Here is a 22,750-nt window from a genome sequence, read left to right as displayed (position 1 = left end):
CCAAAACGACTATTAGTAACTTGAGTAGTACCCGAAAAATAAAACAATAATTCTGGAGCGCAAATGAGAGAGCAAACTATGAATGCACGCGATCTGAGCCAGGCTTCTGCCAACCTTGCAGAATATATCGGCCAATGCCTGAAACGCTTTCACGACAAGCCGGCCTACCACTGCCTCGGCCAGACGCTGACCTTCGGCGAGATCGACGAAAAGTCCCGCTATCTTGCCCAGTGGCTGCGCCATGAGTGCGGCCTTGAGGCTGGCGACCGGATCGCCATTCAATTGCCCAATATCACCCAGTACCCCATTGCCGCCTACGCGGCGTTGCGTGCGGGCCTGGTGGTGGTGAATACCAACCCGCTGTATACGCCGCGGGAAATGCAGCACCAGTTTTCCGATTCCGGTGCCAAGGCGCTGGTGATCCTGGCGGACTTTGTCGGCAAGTACGAGGAAATTAAAGCTTCTACCGGCATCGAGCACGTACTGGTCACCGCGCCCGCCGATCTGCTGGGCAAGATTGCTCCTGCACCCGAGGGCTACCACGGTTTTGTCGATGCGCTGGAGCGCGGAGCCAACTGCCCGGAAGTTGAGGCAAGTACCGCGGCACTCGAGGACATTGCGGTATTGCAGTACACCGGTGGCACTACCGGTGTGGCCAAGGGCGCGAGCCTCACCCATGCCAACCTGCTGGCGAATACCGACCAGATGCTGCAACGTATCCTGCAGCGCGGTAACGAAGGCGAGGAGATTTTCGTCTGCCCACTGCCGCTGTATCACATCTATGCATTTACCGTGAACATGCTGACCTTCTTCGGCATGGGCAGCATGAACATACTGATTCCGAATCCGCGGGATATCGACGGCTTCGTGAAAATGATTGCGCCATTCCGCTTTACCGGTCTCGCGGGCCTCAACACCCTGTTTGTCGGCCTGTGCCGTCACCCGGAGTTCAAGAAGCTGGATTTCAGCGCGCTGAAAATGACTTTCTCCGGTGGCACCGCACTGACCAGCAGCGCTGCCGAGCTGTGGCATCAGGTGACCGGTTGCCCGGTGACCGAGGGCTGGGGGTTGTCGGAAACCTCACCGGTTATCTGCCTGAACGCATTCGACCGCGAAGAAATCGGCACCGTGGGCCCGGTATTGGAAAATACCGAGGTGCAGGTGTGGGATGAGCAGGGCAACCCGGTGCCCCAGGGGGAGAGTGGTGAACTGGTGGTGCGCGGCCCGCAGGTAATGCAGGGTTACTGGAAGCGCCCGGAAGCGACCGCCGAGGTGATGCACAACGGCTTCTTCCGTACTGGTGATGTGGGCCTGATCCAGGACAACGGCAACATCCGCATCGTTGATCGCCTCAAGGACATGATCATCGTGTCCGGTTTCAATGTGTACCCGAACGAGGTCGAAGACGTACTCTGCCGTTACCCGCAGGTGGTTGAGGCCGCGGTCATCGGTGTTCCCAGCGAGCAGACCGGTGAAGCGGTGTGTGCGCACCTGGTCGTAGACGGGGAAATCGATGAGGCGGCGTTGATCGAGTTCTGTCGCACCCAGCTGACCGCCTACAAGGTGCCCAAGCAGATCGTTATTCAAAGCGAGCTGCCGAAGTCCACCGTCGGCAAGATCCTGCGCAGGGAGCTGCGCACAGCGCCAGTTTCTGAATCCGCATAAGCTCAGTTCGAACCTTAAAAAACGCAGCCATTGGCTGCGTTTTTTTTCGCCTGTGCACAGCGGCTTGGCACTATGTGCTTGTGAATTGCGGGTATAAAAAAGCCGCCGGTGCTTTCGCACTGGCGGCTTGCAGTTACGCTACTGGCTGAAGATTAATTCAGCTTGTAGCTGCGCAGGGTCGTCTGCTCGGAGTGGCTGCCTTGTTGGCTGCTCATTTCTACTCGCAGGTGTACAAAGTCGCCGGCGGGCGCGTCATTGGGAACTACCGCTACCCATTCGCCATCGATCTTTTTCACTTCTGCATCCATCCAGCCACTGGCAGAGAACTTGGTCGTTACCGGGCAATATGCATAGGCGGAAATGTAGTCGGTTACACACTCTTGTCCGTAGCCGTATTGCAGGGATACTGAAGCCAGTTCCTCTTCACCCAGGTCGGTGATACCGGAGAGTTTGACCTCCATCGGCTCGCCGGCGGGCGCGGTGTTTTCGACACTGACCGGCAGATCAATGACCGGCATCAGCACCGACTGCGCACCTTGCTGGCTGTTGTCGGTGTTGAAGGTATAGAGCCCCTGGAAGAAGGAGCCCAGCTCGTCACGGATGGGAGAGCGCTCGCCCACGCCGCGGGAGTAGTATCGGGTTTCCAGAGTGATCTGGGTTGCACCGTGGGGCACGGTGAGCATGCCGCCGTCCAGATACTGCGCTTCGCCATTCACCCGGATACCGTACGCGGAAGAGCCGTTGTAGCCACCGGTGCCATCGTGTCCGGACGCGTCGCCGAAGGGCGCGAAGTTGAACTGGATGGCGTTGGTGTTGCGGTAGGCAATCGGCGAGCCGCTGGTTAACAGGGTGCTGCTGCGGGGCGTCTTGAACCAGGTGGTTTCTTCTTTGGCGCCGGCGGTCATCAAGCGCGGACCATCGAAGTAGCCACCGTTGGGGCCAAGCTGTTGGTACGGCATGACGATGTTGGTCCAGGCATTTCTGCTGGTCGCGGTGTAGTACTCATCGCGCTTCACCGGAGTCATCACCAGTTGCGGGCTGCCGGTTGAGTAAAACTCGCCGGTGCTGTTGGTCATCGCCATCACATCGGTCCAGGCGGGTCTGTCGCCGTTCTGGGAATGGTATTGGGCAGTGATCTTGTGCATCTGGTCGTCGTGGATGCGTACCTGGCCGCCGTCAATCTGACCCAGGGTGATGTGGTTGATGGAGTAGGCGTAGGGGCTGCGCTCCGGCGCGATACCGGACCAGCTGACCTTGTTGTTACCCGCTTCCACTTCGGCGTGCAGACGCGCGCCCTGTTCTGCGCTCAATGCCACCACAGGGATTTTCGGCGTGCCGGAAATGATGCCCTTGTAGCGGCCATTGGTATTTGGACGGTAGGCGATCACCCCGATGGCGCCGGCGCTCATGGCGTTACCGACCATGTACGACGTGAGGTAATAAGGGTTGGAAATGAGGGCAATCTTGCCTTCCAGGTCAAACTGGGACCAGTCTGTGCTGTAGCCGGCATCACCCACAGGGACGATTTCGGCACTGCCTTCACCGTGGTAACTCAGAGCGAGGCCCTGGTTTACATACTCGAGCACTTCGCCATTTTCCATGGTCATAACGGTTTCCGGCGCTACCGCACGGGTCGTCACAAAGGAGCGGAAACGATCGTCGTGGCCCTGGGACCAGGCATAGAAGTTGTTGACGTAGTCCGGAGCCAGTTCGATGGCTGCGAGTTTGGCAACTTTGGCGTCGTCCAAGGCGTAGGTAAAGCCGAAGGAGTAGCCCTGGGGTGCCAGTGGCTGGTCTGCCTTGAACTCCAGCTTCTGAGCATTGCGCGCGTCGAAATCGATATGCGTATCCGCGCTGACCTTGCGACGCAGTACCGCCATTTGCGCCGCGGATTCGACCAGTCCACCGACGTCGGCGTCGTTATCGTAGGTCATGATGTTGGCGACAATGCTGTATTCGCCTTCCGGTACCGCAACGGTAGCCGTACCATTTTGCAGGCTTACATAGCGGCCCCAGTCGTCCTCATCGTTCATCAGGTAGACTTTGGACGGAGAAGCTGCTGGCTTGCCGCGGTTGTCGGTGACGTTGAAGCTAAGCTCGACGGTCGGCTGGTCGATCCAGAAGGACACGGGCACGGTGATGCGTTCGTCGCTGTTACCCGTGCTGGTTCCGGTAATGCGGCCGGTGATGGTGCCGTAAGCGCCACTGCGCAGGGACACTTCCGGGTCTATCCAAACCGGTACTGCGGCGGTGCTGTTGGCCGGCACGGTGACGGATTTGATACCCAGGCCTGCAATGGTGGCCGGCAGTTGGGTGGAGCCGTCTTCACCGATCAGGTCCAGTTTCAGCTTGAAGGTTTTGTCTTCGCCGGACAGGTTTTCCAGGGTGATGGAGGTCTCTGTCAGTTCGTAGGCTTGGCCGTAGGCGAAACGTCCGAGTTCGCGGTTCGGCTCGGCGACGACTGCCTGTACTACTGCTGCATTGACGTCCATCGGTCCGGCGCCTTGTTCCAGCACGTGTGCGTCACTGAGGGCTACGGAGGAGGTCAGGACTTTTTTCAGCTGGCGCGGGGTCAGGTCCGGGCGCGATTGTTTGAGAATGGCGGCGCCACCGGATACGTGGGGCGCGGACATGGAAGTACCGGACAGGGAAACATAACCGGTATCACCAAAACCACCGGAAGCGGCGGCGACCACATCCACACCCTGGGAAGTAATATCCGGCTTGGCGGAATGGCCATCCGGAGAAGGACCGCGCGAGGAAAAGACCGCAGTCTGGTTTTCCCGGTCGACCGCACCCACCGTCAGTGCGCTCGGTGCGCAGCCTGGAGAGCCGACGGTTTCACGGGTGAAGTTATTGCCCGCAGAGATCACGAACAGGGCCTGGTCGCTCAGGGCTTCTACCAGATCCACCATTGGACCGTCACAGGAAGTAGCGCTGCCGCCGAGGGACATGCTGACAATGTCGGCGCCCTGGTTAACTGCCCAGATCATGCCGTTCATAATGCCGTAAGTGGAGCCACCGCCGGTGTTGCCGAGTACTTTTCCGACCACAAGGTCTGCACCGGGTGCCATGCCTGCCCAGAGGCCATTTGACTCGGCGCCGGTACCGGCAATGGTTGAAGCGGTGTGGGTACCGTGGCCGTTCAAATCATCCACGCCGTTGCGGGAGTAGGTGAAGTCCATGGAGGCGATAACCTGGCCCGCGAGGTCGGTGTGCTCCACATCATAGCCAGTGTCCAGCACCGCGACGGTTACGCCTTCACCATTGAACTGCGCGGCAAATTCACCCTTGGCGCCAGTGAGAGGTACCGTGGGCGTCAAGGTTTGCGCGCTGGAAACCTTGTGCGCGTGCACAAACGCATCCAGCCATACGCCTTCCACATTGCCTTTGCTGGTCAGCTTTGCCCAGACTTCGGCGGCTTGCGACTTATCGATACCAAAAGCCGCGCTGTCGATGATTTCGATTTCGCCGGTCAATGACATACCGTTGAGCACTTCCGGAGTGGCAGCACCCGCAAGGGCGCCATCGGTATATTCGACGATCACCGGCAATTTGCTGGTAGACGCGTCGTCGTAACCGCTTTCGTGCAGCTTGCTGATGTTGAACAGCTCCAGGTCTACGGCTTTCGCATCCACCAGCGGTTGCGCTTTCGGAGGGATTACATAGGTGCCCTTGCCGTACTGGAAAATACTGGTAATGACTTCATTGCCGTCTTCACCAAGAAGCCGGATGCCGGCGAGCGCACCGTCATTTTTAACAACGGCAGTAACCTTGTCACCGGTAATTAATGTGAATGTCAGTTCGCCGCCGGCAGGTACTTCACTGAGTGTCTCTTCTTGAGCAAGTGCGGGAACTGTTGCCAGTCCACTTGAAGCGGCAATGATTGCCGCGGCAATACGACGCACTCCGAAAAATTGTTTCATTTTATTAGCCTTATCTTTCGAAATTTATTTTACCAACGAACCTTTCAACCAATTGCAAGTTGGCGCATGCGGCAGTTGCACGGTCTGAGCAGGTATTCAATTTCACGAGCATATAGCAATATCGCTGCACTATACCGGTGCTTGCGCGGTCGGGTTTGGTGCAAGAAATATTGGGGTGGCTGATGTGCTTTCAGGTCACAACGAAACTGCTCGGATAGTGCATAACTACTTCAAAACCTTTAGCACTGAGGCTGGCGCCCATATGCGGGATAGTCAGAAAACTAGGTGTTGGTATTAACCTACCCGATCGATTCTATGTACGAGCGTTTTTTCTTGTCTACCGGTCATTTGTAATATTTTTGGATTTTTTAAGTGGTTCAAACATTTTGAGGAATTTGTTTTTTCTGGTGTGGTTTTTTGACCGGGTTGTCGATTTTATATTGGTGGTTTTATGTTGATGGAGTTAACAAATAGGAGAGAAACTCGATGAGTTTTTTAACCCGGCTTGTGGATTCGTGAAGGGCAGCACTCAGCTTTCAAAGAGGAAAAGATTCCATATAGGTACTTTTTATTTTTTATTTTTTGAATAAATCTCAGGTTTTATGAGAATACGTTTTAAAAGTGCCGCTATTGCAGTGTTGGGAGCAAAGGAGATAAATATCTTCTTTAGAAGGGGCGGTATTTTTTACTGTTATTCGCGGACGCCATTAAAAACCGGTGGCCTTAAATAACCTTAATCGAGGTGGTGGAGTGTGCCTGGGTTCTGCACTGCCGGCGGCTGGCGTTGGTAGAGGTGTTGGTAGAGGTGTAGGTGGCGGCACTGAAGTAGTAGTTGCCAACTTCAGAAGCAGGAGGCCATTCACCCTTGTCGAGGGTTCTCGAGTACCAGAAATGGGCTTCACAAGTGCTGGAAAAGTGGCGACACTGGACGCAAAACAATAATCAATCCCAGCGAGGAAGCGATAGTAAGCGATGTCTGTGCACCATATTGAGACCCTGATCATCGGCGCCGGTCTGTCCGGCATCGGCACCGCCTGCCACCTGATGCGCGACTGCCCCGAACGGCAGTTCGCTATTCTGGAGCGCCGCCAGCGCATCGGCGGCACCTGGGACCTGTTCCGTTACCCGGGGATTCGTTCGGACTCCGACATGTTCACCTTCGGGTACAGCTTTCGCCCCTGGAACGGCGACCAGGTTCTGGCCGACGGCCCATCCATTCGCCAGTACCTGGCGGAAACCGCTGAGGCTTATAACGTCAGTGAGCGCATTCATTTTGGCGTCGACCTGATATCCGCCAACTGGGACAGCGCCAAGCAGCGTTGGGAGTTGGTTGCTCAGTGTGACGGTGCAGAAGTGCGCTACCGCTGTTCGGTACTCATCTCATGCACCGGATACTATGACTATGCCGGGGGTCACGCACCGGCGTTTCCCGGGCAGGAAACATATGCGGGCCAGCTGGTGCACCCGCAGCACTGGCCGGAGGACCTGGATTACCGCGGCAAGAAGGTCATTGTGATTGGCAGTGGTGCCACCGCGGTGACCCTGGTGCCGGCGCTGGCGGAGCAGGCTGCGCAGGTCACCATGCTGCAGCGGTCGCCGACTTATATCCTGTCGATGCCGGGCCGCGATCATCTGCTGGCTCTACTGAACAAGCTACTTCCGGAATCCTGGGTATACCGCTTTGCCCGGCGCCGCAACCTGACACTGCACCGACTGTTGTTCAAGCTTTCCAAACGCTGGCCAAATCTCATCCGTCGGCTGATGCTGCGCGGCGTCAGGAAGTCTCTGGCGGGCAGCGCGGACATGCGCCACTTTACTCCGAGCTACCAACCCTGGGACCAGCGCCTGTGCGCCGTGCCGGACGGCGATCTGTTCGAAGCCATCAAGTCCGGGCGCGCGGCGGTGGTGACCGACGAAATTGACCGTTTTACGGAAGATGGCATTCGCCTGAAATCCGGTACCGAGCTGGCGGCGGATCTGGTGGTCACCGCGACCGGGTTGAAGCTGCAACTACTTGGAGGCATGTCGCTCACGGTGGATGGCCAGGCGGTGGATATGCGCAACCGCCTGACTTACAAGGGCGTGCTGATGGAGGGGGTGCCCAATATGGCCTGGGTGTTTGGTTACACCAATGCCGCCTGGACACTGAAGTCGGATCTGTCCGGCGCCTATATCGGCCGCTTGCTCAAGCACATGCGGGCATCAGGCTACGGCGTCTTCCTGCCGGTTGATCGCGAAGGCTGTCTTGCAGAAGAGTCGGTAATGGCGGCCCTGCAGTCCGGCTACGTGGCCAGGGCCGACCACCTGCTGCCCCGCCAGGGCACCAGTTACCCTTGGCGACTGCTGAATGATTACGAGCGGGATAAAGCGATACTGCTGGAAGCACCTATCGAGGATGGCGTCCTCAACTTTTATTCCGCGCTGACCGAACAAGGGGGAAAAGAGGAACATCAACTCGCAAAGGATCACGCGGCAGTGGAATAGCCGCAGTGCCGACAGGGGATAGCTGCGAGTGAGCGACTAGACTGTATTCTGAAGACCCGGCGAGACACTTGTGAATCCCCGTGACGCTCGGGCGCGTTGTGTTACCAGGTCGAATTCTTCAGCATCATGATTCCAGTTCCCGCAACTCGTTTACTGAACCTGGCCTTATTGGTGGCGTTATTGGTGGCGCTGCTGTCGGGTTGTGGGGACTCCTCGGATACCGGTACCGGGATGACTGCAAAACAGCGAACCGTGACAACCAGCCTGAAACCCGCCATCGATTCCCGGCTTGCCGTCGGTATCCACGACGCCCTGGCGACACAGTCCGCGAGTGAGTCCGGGTTTTACCTCTTGTCCGATGGCCTGTCAGCCTTTGTGGCCCGCGCGGTGCTGGTCGAAGAGGCGACGGTGTCCCTCGATCTCAAGTACTACATCTACGAAGACGACAGCGTCGGCCACCTGCTCACCAGCCTGTTGTTGAAGGCGGCAGATCGCGGTGTACGTGTACGCCTGCTGGTGGACGATCTCGGCACCCGCGTCGTCAATCCCTGGATCCTGGCCCTGGATCGGCACCCGAATATGCAAATCCGGGTGTTCAATCCGGTGGAGGGGCGCAGCGGTCCCAAGCGTGTGTTGGAGCAGGCGTTGAATCTGGGGCGCATCAATCACCGCATGCACAACAAACTGCTGGTGGCCGATGGTCTGGCGATGATTACCGGCGGGCGCAATATTGCCGATGGGTACTTTTCCAAATCCACCGTCGAGTTTCTCGATGTGGATTTGCTGGCCATTGGCGAAGTGTTACCGCAGGCGGGGAAAATCTTCGATAACTACTGGAACAATCAGGTTTCGGTCCCTGTGTCTGAGTTGCTGATTGCGAATGACGAGACACATACCCTGGATGAACTGCGCAAGCGCACCCGCAAGCTGCTGGCGGAGGAAAAGGGCAGTGAATTTTCCCGCGCGCTGGAGCAAAGCCGCTTGGCCGCGGAGTTGTCCGATGGTGACCTGCCTTTCCAATGGGGAAAAGCGCGGCTGTTGGCCGACCCTCCGGAAAAAGCACTGGGTGAAGACAATATTCCCCGCGAGGAATATCCGGGATTCCAGTTGGAGGAAATCATTCAAAGCGCGAGCGAGCGGCTCAATATCAGCGCCGCGTATTTTATTCCCGGTGTTATCGGTACCGATCTGTTTACTGGGCTGGAGAAGCGGGGGGTGAATGTCGGCATTCTCACCAATTCGTTGAGCAGTAACGATGTGGCTATTGTGCACGGCGCTTACGCGCGCTATCGCAAACGCCTGTTGCAAGCGGGGGTTGGCCTGTGGGAGTTGCGCACGGTAGCGGGACAAGAGCGACGCAAGAAATGGTTCCGAGGAGAGTCCCGGGCAACGCTGCATGCAAAAACCTTTGTGGTCGATCGCAATCTCGGATTTGTCGGCTCGATCAATCTCGATGGTCGTTCACTGTTGCTCAACACCGAGATCGGCTTGTTGATGGAAAATGCGGAGATCAACCAACAGCTTCAGGACTTATTTGAAGATTGGGTAGCGGCAGACTCGGCCTGGGCGGTGAAACTGTCAGACGCCAATCAGCTTGAATGGCACGCGCAGGATGATGAAGGAAATCCTCTGGTAATGCACAAAGACCCGGAAACTACCTGGTGGCAGCGGACGCTATCCTGGCTGCTTTCCTGGTTGCCGGTTGAGTCGCAAATCTGACGAGTGGACTTTGAATGGCAGATCGCGCTTGGTGCCGGTTCAGGGCGCGGGCACCACTTCGTAGACGACCTGGGTACCGGCATAGCTAGGGCGATACCAGGTACCGCCACAGTTCTTGTAAGTGACATCGTTGACGACCCGCTCTACGCACTCTCCCGGCAGGCTGTACACCATGCCTCCGACTGCCGCGCCGGTGGCGACACCGGCCCAGTATCCGGGGGCGGGGTAGGGCCAGTAGTGGCCGTGGTGGTGGTCATTGTGATGATGATCTCCGCCGCCGCCATGGGGTGGGAGATGCTCCGGGCGCGGGCCATGGTAGGGCGGTACCCGGTGAATTCCCCCTTCCATTGGCCGCATCGGCCGCATTGGTCGCATGGTGCGAATTCCCACTCCACCGCCGAACCCGGGGTGAATATTCATCATTGGCCCGCCAAAGTGTCCACCGCCGAATCCCGGACGTGCCAGTGCCACACTGGCGCCCCACAGCAGGACACTCGTCGTGGCCAGTGTGGCAAGGACTCTGGTCAGTGCCGAGGGTTTGAAATACGAGGGGCTATTCACTGCCTGCCTCCTTGCGTCCGCTGTTTTCTTCCATCGTGTTCGCATCCGCGGCGTTCGCTGGCTGCAGTTTTTTAAACGGAATTTTGCGAAAGTCTTTGTCCATCTTCGGGGTAAACAGGCTGTCCCGGATAGACGCGCGCTCGTTCCATTTGATGATGGCGGTAAATCGCGGCTGACTGGGGTCGTGGTAGCTGACGGTGGAAATTTTTAATGGCAGTGGGTCTTCCCCCTGGGTTACCCAAACTTCCCAGTCCAGTCTGGGGCCGCGAAACGCCCAGTGATCCACGGCTTTACCCTGTACCCGGGTTTCGCCGATATAAACAGCAGAATCGACCTTCAGTGACTCAGTCCCTTTTGCGCCCCAGGCGATCAGGTCTACCAGCGGAACCTGGAGACCGTAGTCATTGGCGGCGCTCATCATGGCTTCGATGCTGGAGGAGTCTGCATCGATGATGCCGTAATATTTTTCGTTCGGCGCGATCACCGTCAGCTGTTTGCCATCGTGATAAATCTGTCGACGGATGCTGTCGGTTTCCAGTTCCACCATCAGCTGGTTGGGGCGCTTGAAGTACACCTGAGTGGTGCCGGCGATCTGGATTTTCTGCCCGTTGTCGAGCACAACATCGGAGGTGAGTTGGGTTTCGTAAGTGAGGCGGGGCTTACCCGACAGATGTTCTTCAAGGGAGCGCACAATTTTTCTGGCTTCCGTTGCCGCTTCGTTAATGGCGGTATTCGGTGATTCGTGCGGCGATGTATCCGGTTTCGCATCTTGCTGCGCCCAGAGCGCGAAGCTGGCGAGCGCAAGGCAGAAAAATAGAAGTGTCGGCGTCTTCATATTGTGCCCTCCTGGCGATCCATGAATTTCTCAGAATTCAAATTGAATGGAGCCGCCGAGGAAGTGAAGTACGGTGTCTTCAAAGGTGCCCTGCAGGCGTGGACTGAAGGGCGGGCGTCCCTGCTGGTTGATGTCGATATCACCCAGGGAAACATAGTTGTAGCCCATGTCCATGGTAACTCCCGGGCACAATTTCTTGCCCGCTCCCAACCCAAATGTTACGGATTCGTTGGTCACGGTATCGGCGGTAATGGCATAGGTTTCCGCCATGGTGCTTTCCAGGGCAATACCCGTAGACAGGTACCAGCCTTCCAGCATGCCCCGATTGAATTCATGGCGTACTCCCAGCGCGAAAGCACCGGTGTCTTTATAGCCACGGTCGACTTTAACGGAGGTCTGGGCGGGGTTGTCCAGGGCCAGGCTGACACCGGCGTATTCGGACCAGTCCTGCCACGCCAGGTTCACATATAGTGTGGTGGCGTCGGTCAGCTCCTGTTGCAGGCTGGCGGTGACCGTTGCCGGCACGTTGATATCAATGGTGGTGCGGGTGCCGTCAAAGCGGCCAACGGCAAGCTCGAACAGCGGGCCGAAATCCCGCAGTTTCAGGTCATCTTTGAATTCAAACTCCACCTTGGAGGTGTAGGTAATACCGAAGGTGGTGCCACTCACCGGGCGGTAGATGATACCGAGGTTACCACCGTACCCCATATCCAGATCCTTGAAGCGCAGGTAGGCGTCTTCATCAATCAATCCTGCGCGGGGCGCCGACTGGAAACTGAAATAGCTGGCCATGGCATTCAGGCCGAGGCCAACGGACAGGCAGTCGTTTACCTGCCAGCTGAGGGAGGGAATCAGGCTCATGCCCAGCAGGTCCACGTTCTGAACAAAGCGCCGCCCTTCCCAGTTGTCGTGGTAATCGAGTCCCAGGCCAAAGTTGCCGGCCATGGCAAAACCCCAGCCGATGTTGTCCGTCAATTTGCCCGCGGCGAAGGCGCCCATGCCGGGAAACCACTCGATGGGGTTGCCACCGTCATTGCCGGGTACATTACTCAGGCCGCCATCGGTGAATCCCACATCGCCGTAAAGTGCCTGTCCAGCAGCACGTATTTCCGTACTGTCACGCCATGCGGTGCCTGCAGGATTGGTAAATGCCGTGGATGCATCTTCGGGCATTGCCGCCCAGCCAGCGCTGGCCGTGCCGAGGGTGGGTGTACCTATCTGCCACAACATGATGCCACCCGCCTGTGCTGCGGGTGCCGCGAGTGCGACGATGAACAGCGGCAGCATTTTTTTTGCGGTGCACAATTTTCTCGGTTGCTGTTGTTGCATAACCTGTTCCCTCAGGGAATGACGCTGGCAGAAAATTTCAATACTAACGAAACGGGATCTTGGCTATTTCGATTTGGGGAACAGCATTACCCAGGCGAGCCGGAAGCCCCAGTCCTGGGCACCGCCGTCGGGGCTTTCCGCGTAATACCGCGGTCCAGCAGTCACCTGATAGGTTTGCTTGCCCACTTTGAACACTTTCCCCACCAGAAAGTGCACCGGCACATTCCATTGCTCGGTTTCCCAATCGTAGGTGGACTCGGTTTGCACGGTGAAGGTCCAGGATGTGGGGGTGTTGTAGGCGAGGAATGGTTGGATGAAGGTGCTGTTGACGTCGGCGCGGTTGTCGTCTCCCGCAAAAGACCAGATATGGTTGGCGAGGGTGCCAATGGTCCAGGGGCCTGCCTGTTTCAGTACCACGCCGGTGGGACCTGCACCCCATTTTTCAGTACCCAGTAGCGGCTCTGTCCCTGTGGGTAGTAAAAAGGCCGGGCCTGCGCCCCAGGTGATACCGCCGGCGGTTGGTTGCTTTGGGGAAAAAAAGAGGCTTTGCACCGTATCGCCGAGGCCGGTCTGGTCTCCGCTGCCGGGAAAAATGGCTTCCTGGCTGATCACCGGCAGAATAGTGCGGCTGATCAGATTCCAGTTTTCACTGATGGAGATAGGAATGACCGGTTGGATATTCAGGGTGTACTTGCGTCCGCCCTCAATGGGGCCGACGCGGTTATCCCAGTTGTGCTGGAAGGGAACACTGATCAGATCCGAGACCGGGTTACTGAGTTGTTTGGCAAGGTCGGAATCAGCGACTGCGTTGACACTGCACAGGGCGAGAATCAGGGCAAAGATCGCGGCGAAACGTTGATACATCTTTTTCACCTATGGGGAAAGGTCGTGAAACAGCTTTCCTCAGTCTAGATGGATCAGGTGTATTTTGTTTTTCTGCGTCGCTCTGCTCGACATCGATGTTGGGGGGGGAGCAATCAGGCGACGACATCTAACGTCGCCTGATCTGAACGACGAAATTTATTTGGCCGCGATGGCCAGTGCCACGGTGCCGGGGCCGAGGTTGATGCCGCCGGACAGACTCATCACCGAGCGGTAGATTTTTACCTTGTGCTCGGCGGCCTTTTTTTCAAACGCCTTGAATCCGGGTACCTTTTCAAGGTCTTTGAGAGGGCCGGCGATACTGACCACCACGGCAGGCATCAGTAATTCATCGGCCGCCATTTTTTCTTCGGCCAGTTCAAACAGGCGGTGGGTACAGCCGTCGTAGGTTTTTACCGTGTCGGCTACCGCGGATCCCTGGTAGGTCATGGAGAGGATCGGGTGCAGGTCGAGGGAGCGGGCCATAAATGCCTTCAGCCAGCTCACACTTTTTTCATTTTTCTGGCGGCCGCGTTCACGCAGGTAGTAAACATCCTGAATGGCTGCATAACCCACCATTTTGCGTCCGAACTCTTCCGCACGGGATTTGATTTGTGCGCCGGTAAGTCCCTTTTGGATCAGCGACAGGGTGTAGAGCGCCAGTAGCCCCTGGCCGGAGAAGAGGGTGTGGGAATCCACGGTGTTGATGTTCACCGTGTCACTACCCAGTTTGCGCGCCACATTGACCGCGTTGGTGTAGGTGGGACTGTTGGCGGCATTGATGGTCTGGACCAGGATGTCCGTCTGCCCCTGTCGGATCAGTCTGGAAATGACCTTTTCGATCTCGGGTTCACCGGCGGGGCCGGAATTGACCTGGCGGGAGCGGTCAACCAGGGAGCGAGCGTAGAAGTGGCTCATCTGTGCGGGGTTACGCTGGTCACCAAAAGAGTCTTTGCCCACGCTGACACTGTGCGGCAAAACCGCAACATTGTATTTGCGCAAAAATTCATCAGGTAAATCGCAGCCGGAATCGACGACTAACTGAACCATGGGGGTACCTCTTATTGTCTGGTCCACTGCCGGAGGCATTTGGCGTCAAATTTAGCACTTTGTCATAAGCGGTGACAGTTGAGGTGAGGAAGTTTGACCTAACGATTTGTGACTGGCTGGTGCCGCGTGGGAATGCGGGGCAAAAAAAACCGCGGTAATTACCGCGGCACAAGCGAGTCAAGGTGCTGACTGTATTCGGGTGAATTGCGGATTTGGCGCCGGGGAATTCACTGGGATGCTGGATACTGGGGTACTGGATACAGGACGCTCGGCCAGCTGCACCTGGTCGCGGGCGAATTGCATCAGGGCGTGGGAACCACTGTGTATCGCCACCGTCTCGGGAATCGGGACCAAACGCCACAGCACGGACCAGTTGAGTGCCTCGCCCGATTTCAGTGGTTGCGCGGCACTCTGCACTTCCAGCTCCAGATACGGCAGCTCACCACTGAGGTACAGCTCGATATCGCCCTCGCCGGTGGCCATGTCGTCCATCGCCACCGGGGGATAAATCTTCAAATACAGCAGGCGGTCCACCGCGTAGGCCAGCCAGCCCTCGGTGCTGTTGGCAATGACCTTGCCTTCGACCAGCGGCGCGCTGTCGTCCAGCGTCAGCCACAGGGTGTCGCGATTCAGTGTGTAGGCGACCTTGCCACGCACGGTTTTCACGCTGTCGGTGGTCACCGGGGCAAAGGCCAGGCCCCGGTTCGGAACGCGGGTTATTTCCCAGGCCGCTATTTCCGGGAAGTCTCTGTCGGCATCGATACGGTAGTGCACGCGGGCGTCGTTGCCGTTGTCCAGGGTTACGGTTTTGCTCACCCGGGCGCCGTGGCCAAAGGCGCTGGTGAGCGTGGCCGAATCCGCCGTTTTTGCGGACACGGCATAGGGCGCGGTGTCGTGCTCCGGAATCGGCGGCCAGTCCCACAGGGTCTGCGGGCTCAGCCAGAAGGTGGAGCCGAAGCTGTTTTCGCCCGGCTCCGGTACTGCCAGCAGGTCGCGGTTGCCGTACCAGAGTTCGGTAATGCGGCCGCCGTAATGTGGGTCCAGTGCCAGCTTCAGGGAATCCTTTGTCAGCTGGATAGAGGCGTTTTCCGCCGCACTGGCAGACGTTGCCAGCAGCGCGGATACCCCCAGAATGGCGGCGATTCTGGTAACCCCTCCCTTGATCATCACGCCTCAGCTCCCACAGCGAATCTGGGCCTGGTCGCCCGCGCCGGGGACAAACTTGATATTGGCCACGGCCATCGCCAGTTTGCCCTCACTGTGCAACGACAGGCCCTGGGAGACGTTGGAAAAATCGGCACCGGCGTCGGCGAAGCAGCGCAGGTCAATGGACACGTGCGACCAGTCGCCCAGAGGCAGGGCTTCCAGCGTAGGTTGCAGGGGCAGGGCGCCGCGACAATTTTTTCCTTCGCAGGAAATCTGTGCGTACACCGGCGCCTGCGGTGCCTGATCAACGCGAATATCCATGGTCAGAGCGGCGCCTTCATCCAGGTAACGGCTGAGGTCTTGGGGCTTTTGCGTCTGCAATACCACACTGCCGGCGCGCAGGCCTTTCCAGGTCAGTGCGCGGGCGTCTTCCTGGGACAGCATATCGATGGAAGCCACGGTGATATTGTCGTCGGCACTGCGGGCCATATTGCCGTTCACCCAGACCGGTTGCTGTTCGCCATCGGCAATGAACAGCTTCCACGGCGCCTGTGGACGAGAGACCATCAGCCAGGCGTCTTCCAGCTTGCCGTCCACATAGGATTCGCCATCTTCGTTCAGCGTATTGGCCAGTTGTACGTCGCTTGAATAATCCAGACCGAAGCCGTAGGAAAACAGGGGTGTTTTGTTTTCGTCGCGCTCTTCATCGCCGCGGTTGATAACCGTCTGGTGCACCAGCTCCGGCCAGCTGAAGGAAAGGCGGCCGGTAAAGTCGTAGCGTTGGTTGCCATCACCGTCAGTGAGCAGCACATCCGCAACTCCGGCGCCTTCCGAACCAGGCAGCCAGGCAGCGACGAAGGCGTCGGAAAGGTTCAGTTCTTTATTCACCCACAGTGGGCGGCCGGACAGGAATACGCTGACCACCGGAATATTCTGAGCATTGAGTTTCTGCAGCAATTCCAGGTCTTCCTTACTGCCGAGCTGGAATTCGATACTGGCCAGGTCGCCGTGCCACTCCGCGTAGGGATCTTCGCCGAAGACCACGATGGCCACATCGGGCTTTTTGCCATTGAATGAACTGGCGTCCAGCTTGCCGTTTTCACTCAGCACCACCTTGCCGCCGGCGGCGTCCACCGCCTGTTTGATACCGGTGTAGATGGAAGTTGCGCCCGGGAAATCTTCGGCAGTATTGCCGGTGCCCTGCCAGGAAATGGTCCAGCCGCCGCTTTGCTTGGAAATGCTGTCGGCGCCGTTACCGGCCACCAGAATGTTTTTGCGTGCGTCTACCGGCAGCAGCTGGTCGTTGTTTTTCAGCAGTACCAGGGATTTGCGCACCGCTTCGCGGGCAATGGCGCGGTGCTCGGTGCTGCCGAGAATACCGTTCTTGCCTGCCAGCGGGCGGTCGCGCTCAAACAGCCCCGCGCGGATTTTGACCCGCAGGATACGGCTCACCGCATCGTCGATACGGCTCATGGGAATTTCGCCACTGTTTACCTGGGCGATGGTGTTTTTGATTAGGGCCTTCCACTCGGCGGTGATCATAAACATATCCAGACCGGCGTTAACCGCCGCGGCACAGCTGTCCACGGTGCAGCCGTCCACAAAGCGGTGGCCGTTCCAGTCGCCCACTACGAAGCCGTCAAAGCCCAGGCGATTTTTCAGTACCGCTGTGAGCAGGTATTGATGGCCGTGCAGGCGTTTGCCATTCCAGCTGTTGAAGGAGGCCATCACCGATTGCACACCGGATTCCAGCGCGGTGATGTAGCCGGCGGCGTGGATCTCTGCCAGTTCTTTTTCGCTTACCTGGGTGTCGCCACGATCGATACCGCGGGTAGTGCCGCCGTCGCCAACAAAGTGTTTGGCGGCGGATACCAGATGGCGGCCATCGAGGAATTCGTCGGAAGATTTATCGCCCTGGATACCCTTGATCATTTCCCGGGCGTAGGCGGCGACGATTTCCGGATCTTCGGAATAGCTTTCAAAGGTGCGGCCCCAGCGGTCGTCGCGCACTACTGCAATGGTGGGAGCGAAAGTCCAGTCCACACCGGTAACGGCAACTTCACGGGCCGTGGCTTCGCCGATGCGGCGAATCAGCTCCGGGTCGCGAGCAGCACCGAGGCCAATGTTGTGGGGGAAGAGGGTCGCGCCGATCACATTGTTATGACCGTGTACCGCGTCTGATCCCCAGATAATCGGGATGGCCACGCCGCCGTCACTGGTGTCCATGGATGCGGCAAAGTAGTCGTCCGCCAGCTGGCGCCAGTCGTCCGGGGTTGCGAACTTGTCGTTGTTGGGGAAGGTGCCGCCGCCGTTGAGGATGGAACCGATGTGGTATTGCTTCACTTCTTCCGGCGTTATCGACTTGATCTCTGCCTGCATCATCTGCCCGACTTTTTCTTCCAGGGTCATCTTCCCAAGAAGGCCGGCGATACGGGCTTCGAGCTTTTCATCCCGGGGCAAAGCGGGTTTGAGCGCGGGCCAGTTATCCAGGGAAAAATTTGCTTCGGTGTTTGCAGCGCTGGGTTCCGGAGAGGAAGCTGCTGTGACGTTCGATACTTGCTGTCCTGCGTCGCCACACGCGCTGAGACCGATCGCGATAGCGATGGAGCCGGCCAGGCGTTTGGCGGAGCGGTAGTTGGATATGTGGTTGGAACGGCAGGAGGGGCGACGGGTCTTCTGAATCATGGTGACTCCGGAGGTGAAGCTGAATCTGACTGGGGGAATGCGTGTAAAAAAAGCCGGGCGCCCCGCTAAAGGGTGAAGGCGGGAGCGCCCGGTCAGGCCTGGGGTGGTGAGCTAGCTGGGAGTGCAGGCTCACTTCTCCGTTGATAAGACGCACAATGCGCCGGAAACGGCCCCGTTTAGGCTTTCATTTAGCCTTTCATTTGTTCCAGTTCGAGGCCCTTGGTCTCGTGCACCATGTAGAGCACAAAAGCGACAGACAACAGGGCGAACAGGGTGTAAATGCCGTAGGCGCCCGCCAGGCCGATACTGGTCAACATGATCGGGAAGGTCATGGTGATGCCGAAGTTGGCTACCCACTGGGCCAGGCCGGAGACCGCAAGACCAGAGCCGCGGATCTGGTTGGGGAACATTTCACCGAGCATGGTCCACATGGCTGGGCCCCAGGAACCGTTGAAGAAGAAGACGTAAGCATTAGCGGCAATCAGTGCCAGCATGCCCATGCTCTGGGACAGTTGCAGTTTGCCGTCCACCACGGAAGAGTTGGCGAAGGCAAAGGCCACCAGACCGAGAGTCACCGCCATACCGATGGAGCCTACCAGCAGCAACGGTTTGCGGCCGATTTTGTCGATCAGGACCATGGTGATCAGGCAGGCCGCAATACTCACGCCGCCAGAGATGATGTTGATCAGCAGGGCATCGGACTCGGAGAAGCCCACCGCCTGCCACAGCACCGCGCCGTAATAGAACACTACGTTGATGCCGACCAACTGCTGGAATACCGCCAGGCCGATGCCGACCCACACGATCTTGCGCACTTTGCCTACGCGCTGGCCAGCGTTTTCCAGAAGGTCCGACATGCGCGGGCGGTGATCGCCGGCCACAGATTCGCGGATGCTTTTCAGCTTTTCCTCAACCGCTGCTTCGCCGTACAGCTTGCGCAGCACCTCGGTGGCGCGGGAGGTTTGTTTGGACAGCACCAGATAGCGGGGGCTCTCCGGAATCAGCAGCAGGGCGAGGAAGAACAGGGTGGCCGGAGCGATTTCGATCCAGAACATCCAGCGCCAGGCGCTGTAGCCCATCCACCACTCATTCACTGCGGAGCCGGCGGTATTGGCCAGCCAGTAGTTGCTGACAAAAGCAGTGAAAAGGCCAGAAATGATCGCGATCTGGTTGATGGTGATCAGACGCCCACGAATCGCCGCCGGGGCAATCTCACTGATGTACGCCGGTGACATCACGCTGGCCGCACCCACCGCGAGGCCGCCCAGAATGCGATAAAACACGAACTCCGGCGAACTGCTGGCGATACCTGAGCCCCAGGCACTGATCACAAACAAAACGGCGGAGATCAGTAGCAGGGTTTTGCGGCCCCAAAGGTCCGCCAGGCGTCCGGCAAAGAAGGCGCCCACGGCGCAACCGAGCAACATGGAGGCCACATTGAATCCGGTACCGGCGGTGTTGGAGTTAAACGCCTGCTGTAGCCCGGTGACGGTCCCGTTGATCACGCCGCTGTCAAAACCGAACAGGAAGCCGCCAATGGTGGCAACACCACAGATCAGCAGGATAAAGGGGAGTGGAGGGGCGTCTTGACGGCTTTGGGCACTGCCCTGAAGTCCGTCGATGGAGTTCTCAATCGCTTGCATGGGTGGTTACCTGCATTTTTATTGTTGTTACTTTACTTAGACTCGCGGGCAACAGGGTACCCACTTGCCTTGTTGTATTTTTATAGGCTCCCGTTTGGGGGAGTCGCTATGTTGACGTGTATACCGGCGAAAAGCGTCCTACTTTGCGATAAAACTTAAAATCGGACGCCCCAATTGATCCACTTTGTCACTTATTCCGGAATGAAGTGGGACAGTCACCACTTTCAGGGGACTTTGGCGGCCTCCAGCCAGTTCAGATTCCAGCCGCCGTCTGTGGCATCCAGCCGCAACACGGATTCACCGGCCGGTAACTCCACCGTGGCCTCCACGGTGGTCCAGGCCTGCCAGTCCCCGGTGTCCGGTACCGCCACCGCATGTGCAATGTCGCCGCCATCCACCGACAGACTGAAGCCGTTGCTGCCACCACCGCTCGCCAATCGATAGTGGATGGTATAGGTGCTCGCGGTGGGGGAGGAGACTCGGTATTCCAGCCAGTCACCCGGGTCCAGCCAGGCGACATTAAGACCGCCTCCGTTATCGGTGCAGTTTTCCAGCTGGATGCCGGACATGGCGCTGAAGGTTTCCGCCTCGATACGTCCGGGTAGGTTCTGGGCCACCACGGCGGTTGCCACCTCGTTGCCCGGGTAGCTCTCGGCATATCCGCGCACCGCGGTCACCCGGTAGTAATAGGTCACTGCGGCACTCTCATCGGTATAGGTGGTACCGGCAACGGGGCCTGCAATCTGCGTATATCCGCTGCCCGATGTGGTGGAGCGGTAGATGTTGTAGCCATCAATGTCCGCGGTGTCACTGGCGCTCCAGCTGAGTTCAGTGCCCGCTGTGGTCTCTGCCAGCACCAGCTGCGTCGGTGCCGCAGGCAGGTCGAAGAGGTCCGGGCCGGTCTCCGCCGTCAATGCTTCCCGGGCGGTCTCGTGGATGTCATAGGGGACGCTACCGAAAGCCCGGAACAGGGCCTCAATCTCTTCCTTGGGGGCGCTGTTGAAGTCCAGCGAGGCAAAAGGCCCCTCCGCCAGTACATCGGTGCCATCTACCGGTTGGCTCGCGACCAGATAGATTTCGGCCCAGGCATTGGTACTGCCATTGTCCCTGAACACCCCGGAGAATTGGTAATTCCTGCCGGACTCCAGGGTAACCGGCTGGTAGATGCCGCCATTGACGTCCGCCGCGCCGCTCATGTGCAGTACCGGCCCATCGCTGCCGGTGGGGGTGAGGGCGGCATCGGTGGCGTTGAAGTTCAGGGTCGGCGGCGCGCTCTGGTACCAGCTTGTCCAGCCGCTTTCGCTGCCGAAGCCGCCATTGGCGAGCAGTTCATTACCGGTCTCGGTGTCGACAATACTGAGGCTGTCGATACTGGCATCCAGCGCGCCGTCGCAGCAGCTGCCGAATTTCACCACCAGAAAATAGGTCTGCGCGCCGGCGCGATCCGGAGTGAAGTTGCTGCGTGCACTGCCGCAGGCACTTTCCAGGGCGCTATCCCAGCCGGGGCAGGCCCAGGTATCCGCTTTGGCCAGTAGGCCGAGCCCCTGCTCATTGGTGACCAGGCCCCAGGTGCCATTACCCTCGCCCCCCTGATGGGTGATCAGTTTGTAGGACCAGGCGGTGGAGGCCCAGCCAAAGCTGGCATAGGTGTCGTAGGTGGCACGGGTGATCTGGGCGCCGAGTTCTGGGCCGAGGCCGGTCCAGGGCTGGAATTCGCCAATCAGGAAGGGGGCGTCCAGTTGTCGGAGTTTTTCGTCCCACGCGCAGACGCCGCCGCTGCCGTCTTCACCGCAGGTCAGCCAGTCGCGGTTTACCGGGTAGCCGATTTCGCCCCAGCCGAAAATGCCGGGATAGAAGTGCATTTCAAAGGCCACATTGGTCTGTCCGGCATCGGCGGGTTTGGGGTAGGCGTCGAGTCCGGCGGAGTGGCCCGGAAGAATGACGATGGTGGTGCCGTCGACTTCGCGAATGGCATCGTAGAGTTCGCCGGCTTCCATTGCGAGATTATCCGGCGTGGTTCCCCAGGGTTCATTCAATACACCGTAGCCGGCAACCGCAGGGCGATCGGCGTAGCGGCTGGCGACCTGCTGCCACAACCACTCGGTCCGTGCCTGGTATTCCGGGGTGTCCCAGTAGAGGTTTTTCCCGGCACAGCCGCTGTGGTGCTCCCAGCCCTGGGCGCCCACTGCGCCGTGCAGGTCGAGGATCACGTAGATGCCGCGAGCTTCCGCTTGTGCGATGGCACTGTCGAGATACTGCCAGGCATCGTCGCGCAGGTGCATGGGGTTCTGTTCGTCCTCGATCAGGTTCCAGATAAATGGCAGGCGTACCACATTGAAGCCGAAAGACTCGATCAGGTCCCAGTCTCGCTCGCCAATCCAGTTGTCCCGGAACAGGTCCATAAGGCGCTCGCGTTCGGCGAAACCGAAACGGCTATCGAAGATGCCTTCGAGCGTACACTGATCGTTCACGGCCTCCGAACTCTGGCCCATCATCCAGAACTCCTGCAATAACCAGTTGCCGAGGTTGACGCCCTTCAGCAGTACCTGCTCGCCGTCGGCATTGATCCAGCGGGTCCCCTCGGTTTGCAGGCGGGTAAAGCTGGGGGGCTCGGGTTCCGGTTGGGGTTGCGGCTCTGGTTGCGGTTCTGGCAGAGGCTCAGGTTCTGGTGTGGAAGTGTCGCTGTCACTGCTGCCGCAGGCAGTGAGGAGTAGTGTGGTAAATACTGCGGCCAATATCGGCAACAGTAATCGGTGAGCGCGCGCCAGCGGCGCAGCGGGTGAATGCACTCGCATGGTTTTCTCTCCTTGGCAGCGCCACCCCGCGAGCCGCGCGGAGTGGCACTG

At 58.4% G+C, this 22,750-nt stretch carries 13 protein-coding genes; 3 read left to right on the top strand and 10 right to left on the bottom strand.

Annotated features, from left to right (window positions below):
• Window positions 1-63: 63 nt before the first annotated feature.
• On the top strand, window positions 64-1,665 hold the full coding sequence (locus M0G74_RS10265; protein ID WP_248216482.1) for an AMP-binding protein: 1,602 nt from the start codon (window positions 64-66) through the stop codon (window positions 1,663-1,665).
• A gap of 152 nt (window positions 1,666-1,817) precedes the next feature.
• On the opposite strand, the gene M0G74_RS10260 is transcribed toward M0G74_RS10265, so the two are convergent.
• Window positions 1,818-5,591 (bottom strand): S8 family serine peptidase, encoded by a 3,774-nt coding sequence (locus tag M0G74_RS10260; RefSeq protein WP_248216481.1) that lies wholly within the window; start codon window positions 5,589-5,591, stop codon window positions 1,818-1,820.
• Between the two features lie 972 nt (window positions 5,592-6,563).
• Between M0G74_RS10260 and M0G74_RS10255 the strand changes: the two genes are divergently transcribed.
• Both M0G74_RS10255 and M0G74_RS10250 read left to right on the top strand, forming a co-directional pair.
• Complete coding sequence (locus M0G74_RS10255; RefSeq protein WP_248216480.1) at window positions 6,564-8,075, top strand: NAD(P)/FAD-dependent oxidoreductase; 1,512 nt, start codon at window positions 6,564-6,566, stop codon at window positions 8,073-8,075.
• 126 nt (window positions 8,076-8,201) lie between these two features.
• Window positions 8,202-9,794, top strand: a complete 1,593-nt coding sequence (locus M0G74_RS10250) for a phospholipase D family protein (RefSeq protein WP_248216479.1) — start codon at window positions 8,202-8,204, stop codon at window positions 9,792-9,794.
• A 39-nt stretch (window positions 9,795-9,833) separates the two neighbouring features.
• Here the strand turns inward: M0G74_RS10250 and M0G74_RS10245 are convergent, their stop codons facing one another.
• The 9 genes from M0G74_RS10245 to M0G74_RS10205 all read right to left on the bottom strand — a co-directional run bounded on the left by M0G74_RS10245 (window position 9,834) and on the right by M0G74_RS10205 (window position 22,699).
• Window positions 9,834-10,355, bottom strand: a complete 522-nt coding sequence (locus M0G74_RS10245; protein WP_248216478.1) for a hypothetical protein — start codon at window positions 10,353-10,355, stop codon at window positions 9,834-9,836.
• Window positions 10,348-11,190, bottom strand: a complete 843-nt coding sequence (locus M0G74_RS10240) for a DUF2092 domain-containing protein (protein ID WP_248216477.1) — start codon at window positions 11,188-11,190, stop codon at window positions 10,348-10,350. Before M0G74_RS10240 ends, M0G74_RS10245 begins: the two co-directional genes overlap by 8 nt.
• Before the next feature lie 30 nt (window positions 11,191-11,220).
• Window positions 11,221-12,519 carry an outer membrane protein transport protein gene (locus M0G74_RS10235; protein ID WP_248216476.1) on the bottom strand — a complete coding sequence of 433 codons (1,299 nt, stop codon included), beginning with the start codon at window positions 12,517-12,519 and terminating at the stop codon, window positions 11,221-11,223.
• A 63-nt stretch (window positions 12,520-12,582) separates the two neighbouring features.
• Window positions 12,583-13,383, bottom strand: a complete 801-nt coding sequence (locus M0G74_RS10230) for a transporter (protein WP_248216475.1) — start codon at window positions 13,381-13,383, stop codon at window positions 12,583-12,585.
• A gap of 156 nt (window positions 13,384-13,539) precedes the next feature.
• Complete coding sequence (locus M0G74_RS10225; protein ID WP_248216474.1) at window positions 13,540-14,430, bottom strand: DegV family protein; 891 nt, start codon at window positions 14,428-14,430, stop codon at window positions 13,540-13,542.
• 177 nt (window positions 14,431-14,607) lie between these two features.
• A complete protein-coding gene (locus M0G74_RS10220; RefSeq protein WP_248216711.1) occupies window positions 14,608-15,597 on the bottom strand; it encodes a DUF4380 domain-containing protein in 990 nt (329 codons plus the stop codon).
• A gap of 6 nt (window positions 15,598-15,603) precedes the next feature.
• Window positions 15,604-18,261 (bottom strand): exo 1,3/1,4-beta-D-glucan glucohydrolase, encoded by a 2,658-nt coding sequence (locus tag M0G74_RS10215; RefSeq protein WP_248216473.1) that lies wholly within the window; start codon window positions 18,259-18,261, stop codon window positions 15,604-15,606.
• A 188-nt stretch (window positions 18,262-18,449) separates the two neighbouring features.
• A complete protein-coding gene (locus tag M0G74_RS10210) occupies window positions 18,450-19,904 on the bottom strand; it encodes a sugar porter family MFS transporter (RefSeq protein WP_248216472.1) in 1,455 nt (484 codons plus the stop codon).
• A 224-nt stretch (window positions 19,905-20,128) separates the two neighbouring features.
• Complete coding sequence (locus M0G74_RS10205; RefSeq protein ID WP_248216471.1) at window positions 20,129-22,699, bottom strand: carbohydrate-binding protein; 2,571 nt, start codon at window positions 22,697-22,699, stop codon at window positions 20,129-20,131.
• Window positions 22,700-22,750 lie beyond the last annotated feature (51 nt).

The organism is Microbulbifer sp. CAU 1566 (assembly GCF_023156515.1).
Classification (GTDB): Bacteria; Pseudomonadota; Gammaproteobacteria; order Pseudomonadales; family Cellvibrionaceae; genus Microbulbifer.
The sequence above is the reverse complement of the archived record's forward strand: the minus strand, read 5'-3'. Positions and strand labels throughout refer to the sequence as shown.

What these genes read in the sequence shown, in the direction of transcription:
- M0G74_RS10220 (WP_248216711.1), bottom strand. Translation starts at nt 15,597, where the DNA reads ATGATCAAGGGAGGGGTTACCAGAATCGCCGCCATTCTGGGGGTATCC.
- M0G74_RS10205 (WP_248216471.1), bottom strand. Translation starts at nt 22,699, where the DNA reads ATGCGAGTGCATTCACCCGCTGCGCCGCTGGCGCGCGCTCACCGATTA.
- M0G74_RS10225 (WP_248216474.1), bottom strand. Translation starts at nt 14,430, where the DNA reads ATGGTTCAGTTAGTCGTCGATTCCGGCTGCGATTTACCTGATGAATTT.
- M0G74_RS10230 (WP_248216475.1), bottom strand. Translation starts at nt 13,383, where the DNA reads ATGTATCAACGTTTCGCCGCGATCTTTGCCCTGATTCTCGCCCTGTGC.
- M0G74_RS10255 (WP_248216480.1), top strand. Translation starts at nt 6,564, where the DNA reads ATGTCTGTGCACCATATTGAGACCCTGATCATCGGCGCCGGTCTGTCC.
- M0G74_RS10260 (WP_248216481.1), bottom strand. Translation starts at nt 5,591, where the DNA reads ATGAAACAATTTTTCGGAGTGCGTCGTATTGCCGCGGCAATCATTGCC.
- M0G74_RS10210 (WP_248216472.1), bottom strand. Translation starts at nt 19,904, where the DNA reads ATGCAAGCGATTGAGAACTCCATCGACGGACTTCAGGGCAGTGCCCAA.
- M0G74_RS10215 (WP_248216473.1), bottom strand. Translation starts at nt 18,261, where the DNA reads ATGATTCAGAAGACCCGTCGCCCCTCCTGCCGTTCCAACCACATATCC.
- M0G74_RS10240 (WP_248216477.1), bottom strand. Translation starts at nt 11,190, where the DNA reads ATGAAGACGCCGACACTTCTATTTTTCTGCCTTGCGCTCGCCAGCTTC.
- M0G74_RS10265 (WP_248216482.1), top strand. Translation starts at nt 64, where the DNA reads ATGAGAGAGCAAACTATGAATGCACGCGATCTGAGCCAGGCTTCTGCC.
- M0G74_RS10250 (WP_248216479.1), top strand. Translation starts at nt 8,202, where the DNA reads ATGATTCCAGTTCCCGCAACTCGTTTACTGAACCTGGCCTTATTGGTG.
- M0G74_RS10235 (WP_248216476.1), bottom strand. Translation starts at nt 12,519, where the DNA reads ATGCAACAACAGCAACCGAGAAAATTGTGCACCGCAAAAAAAATGCTG.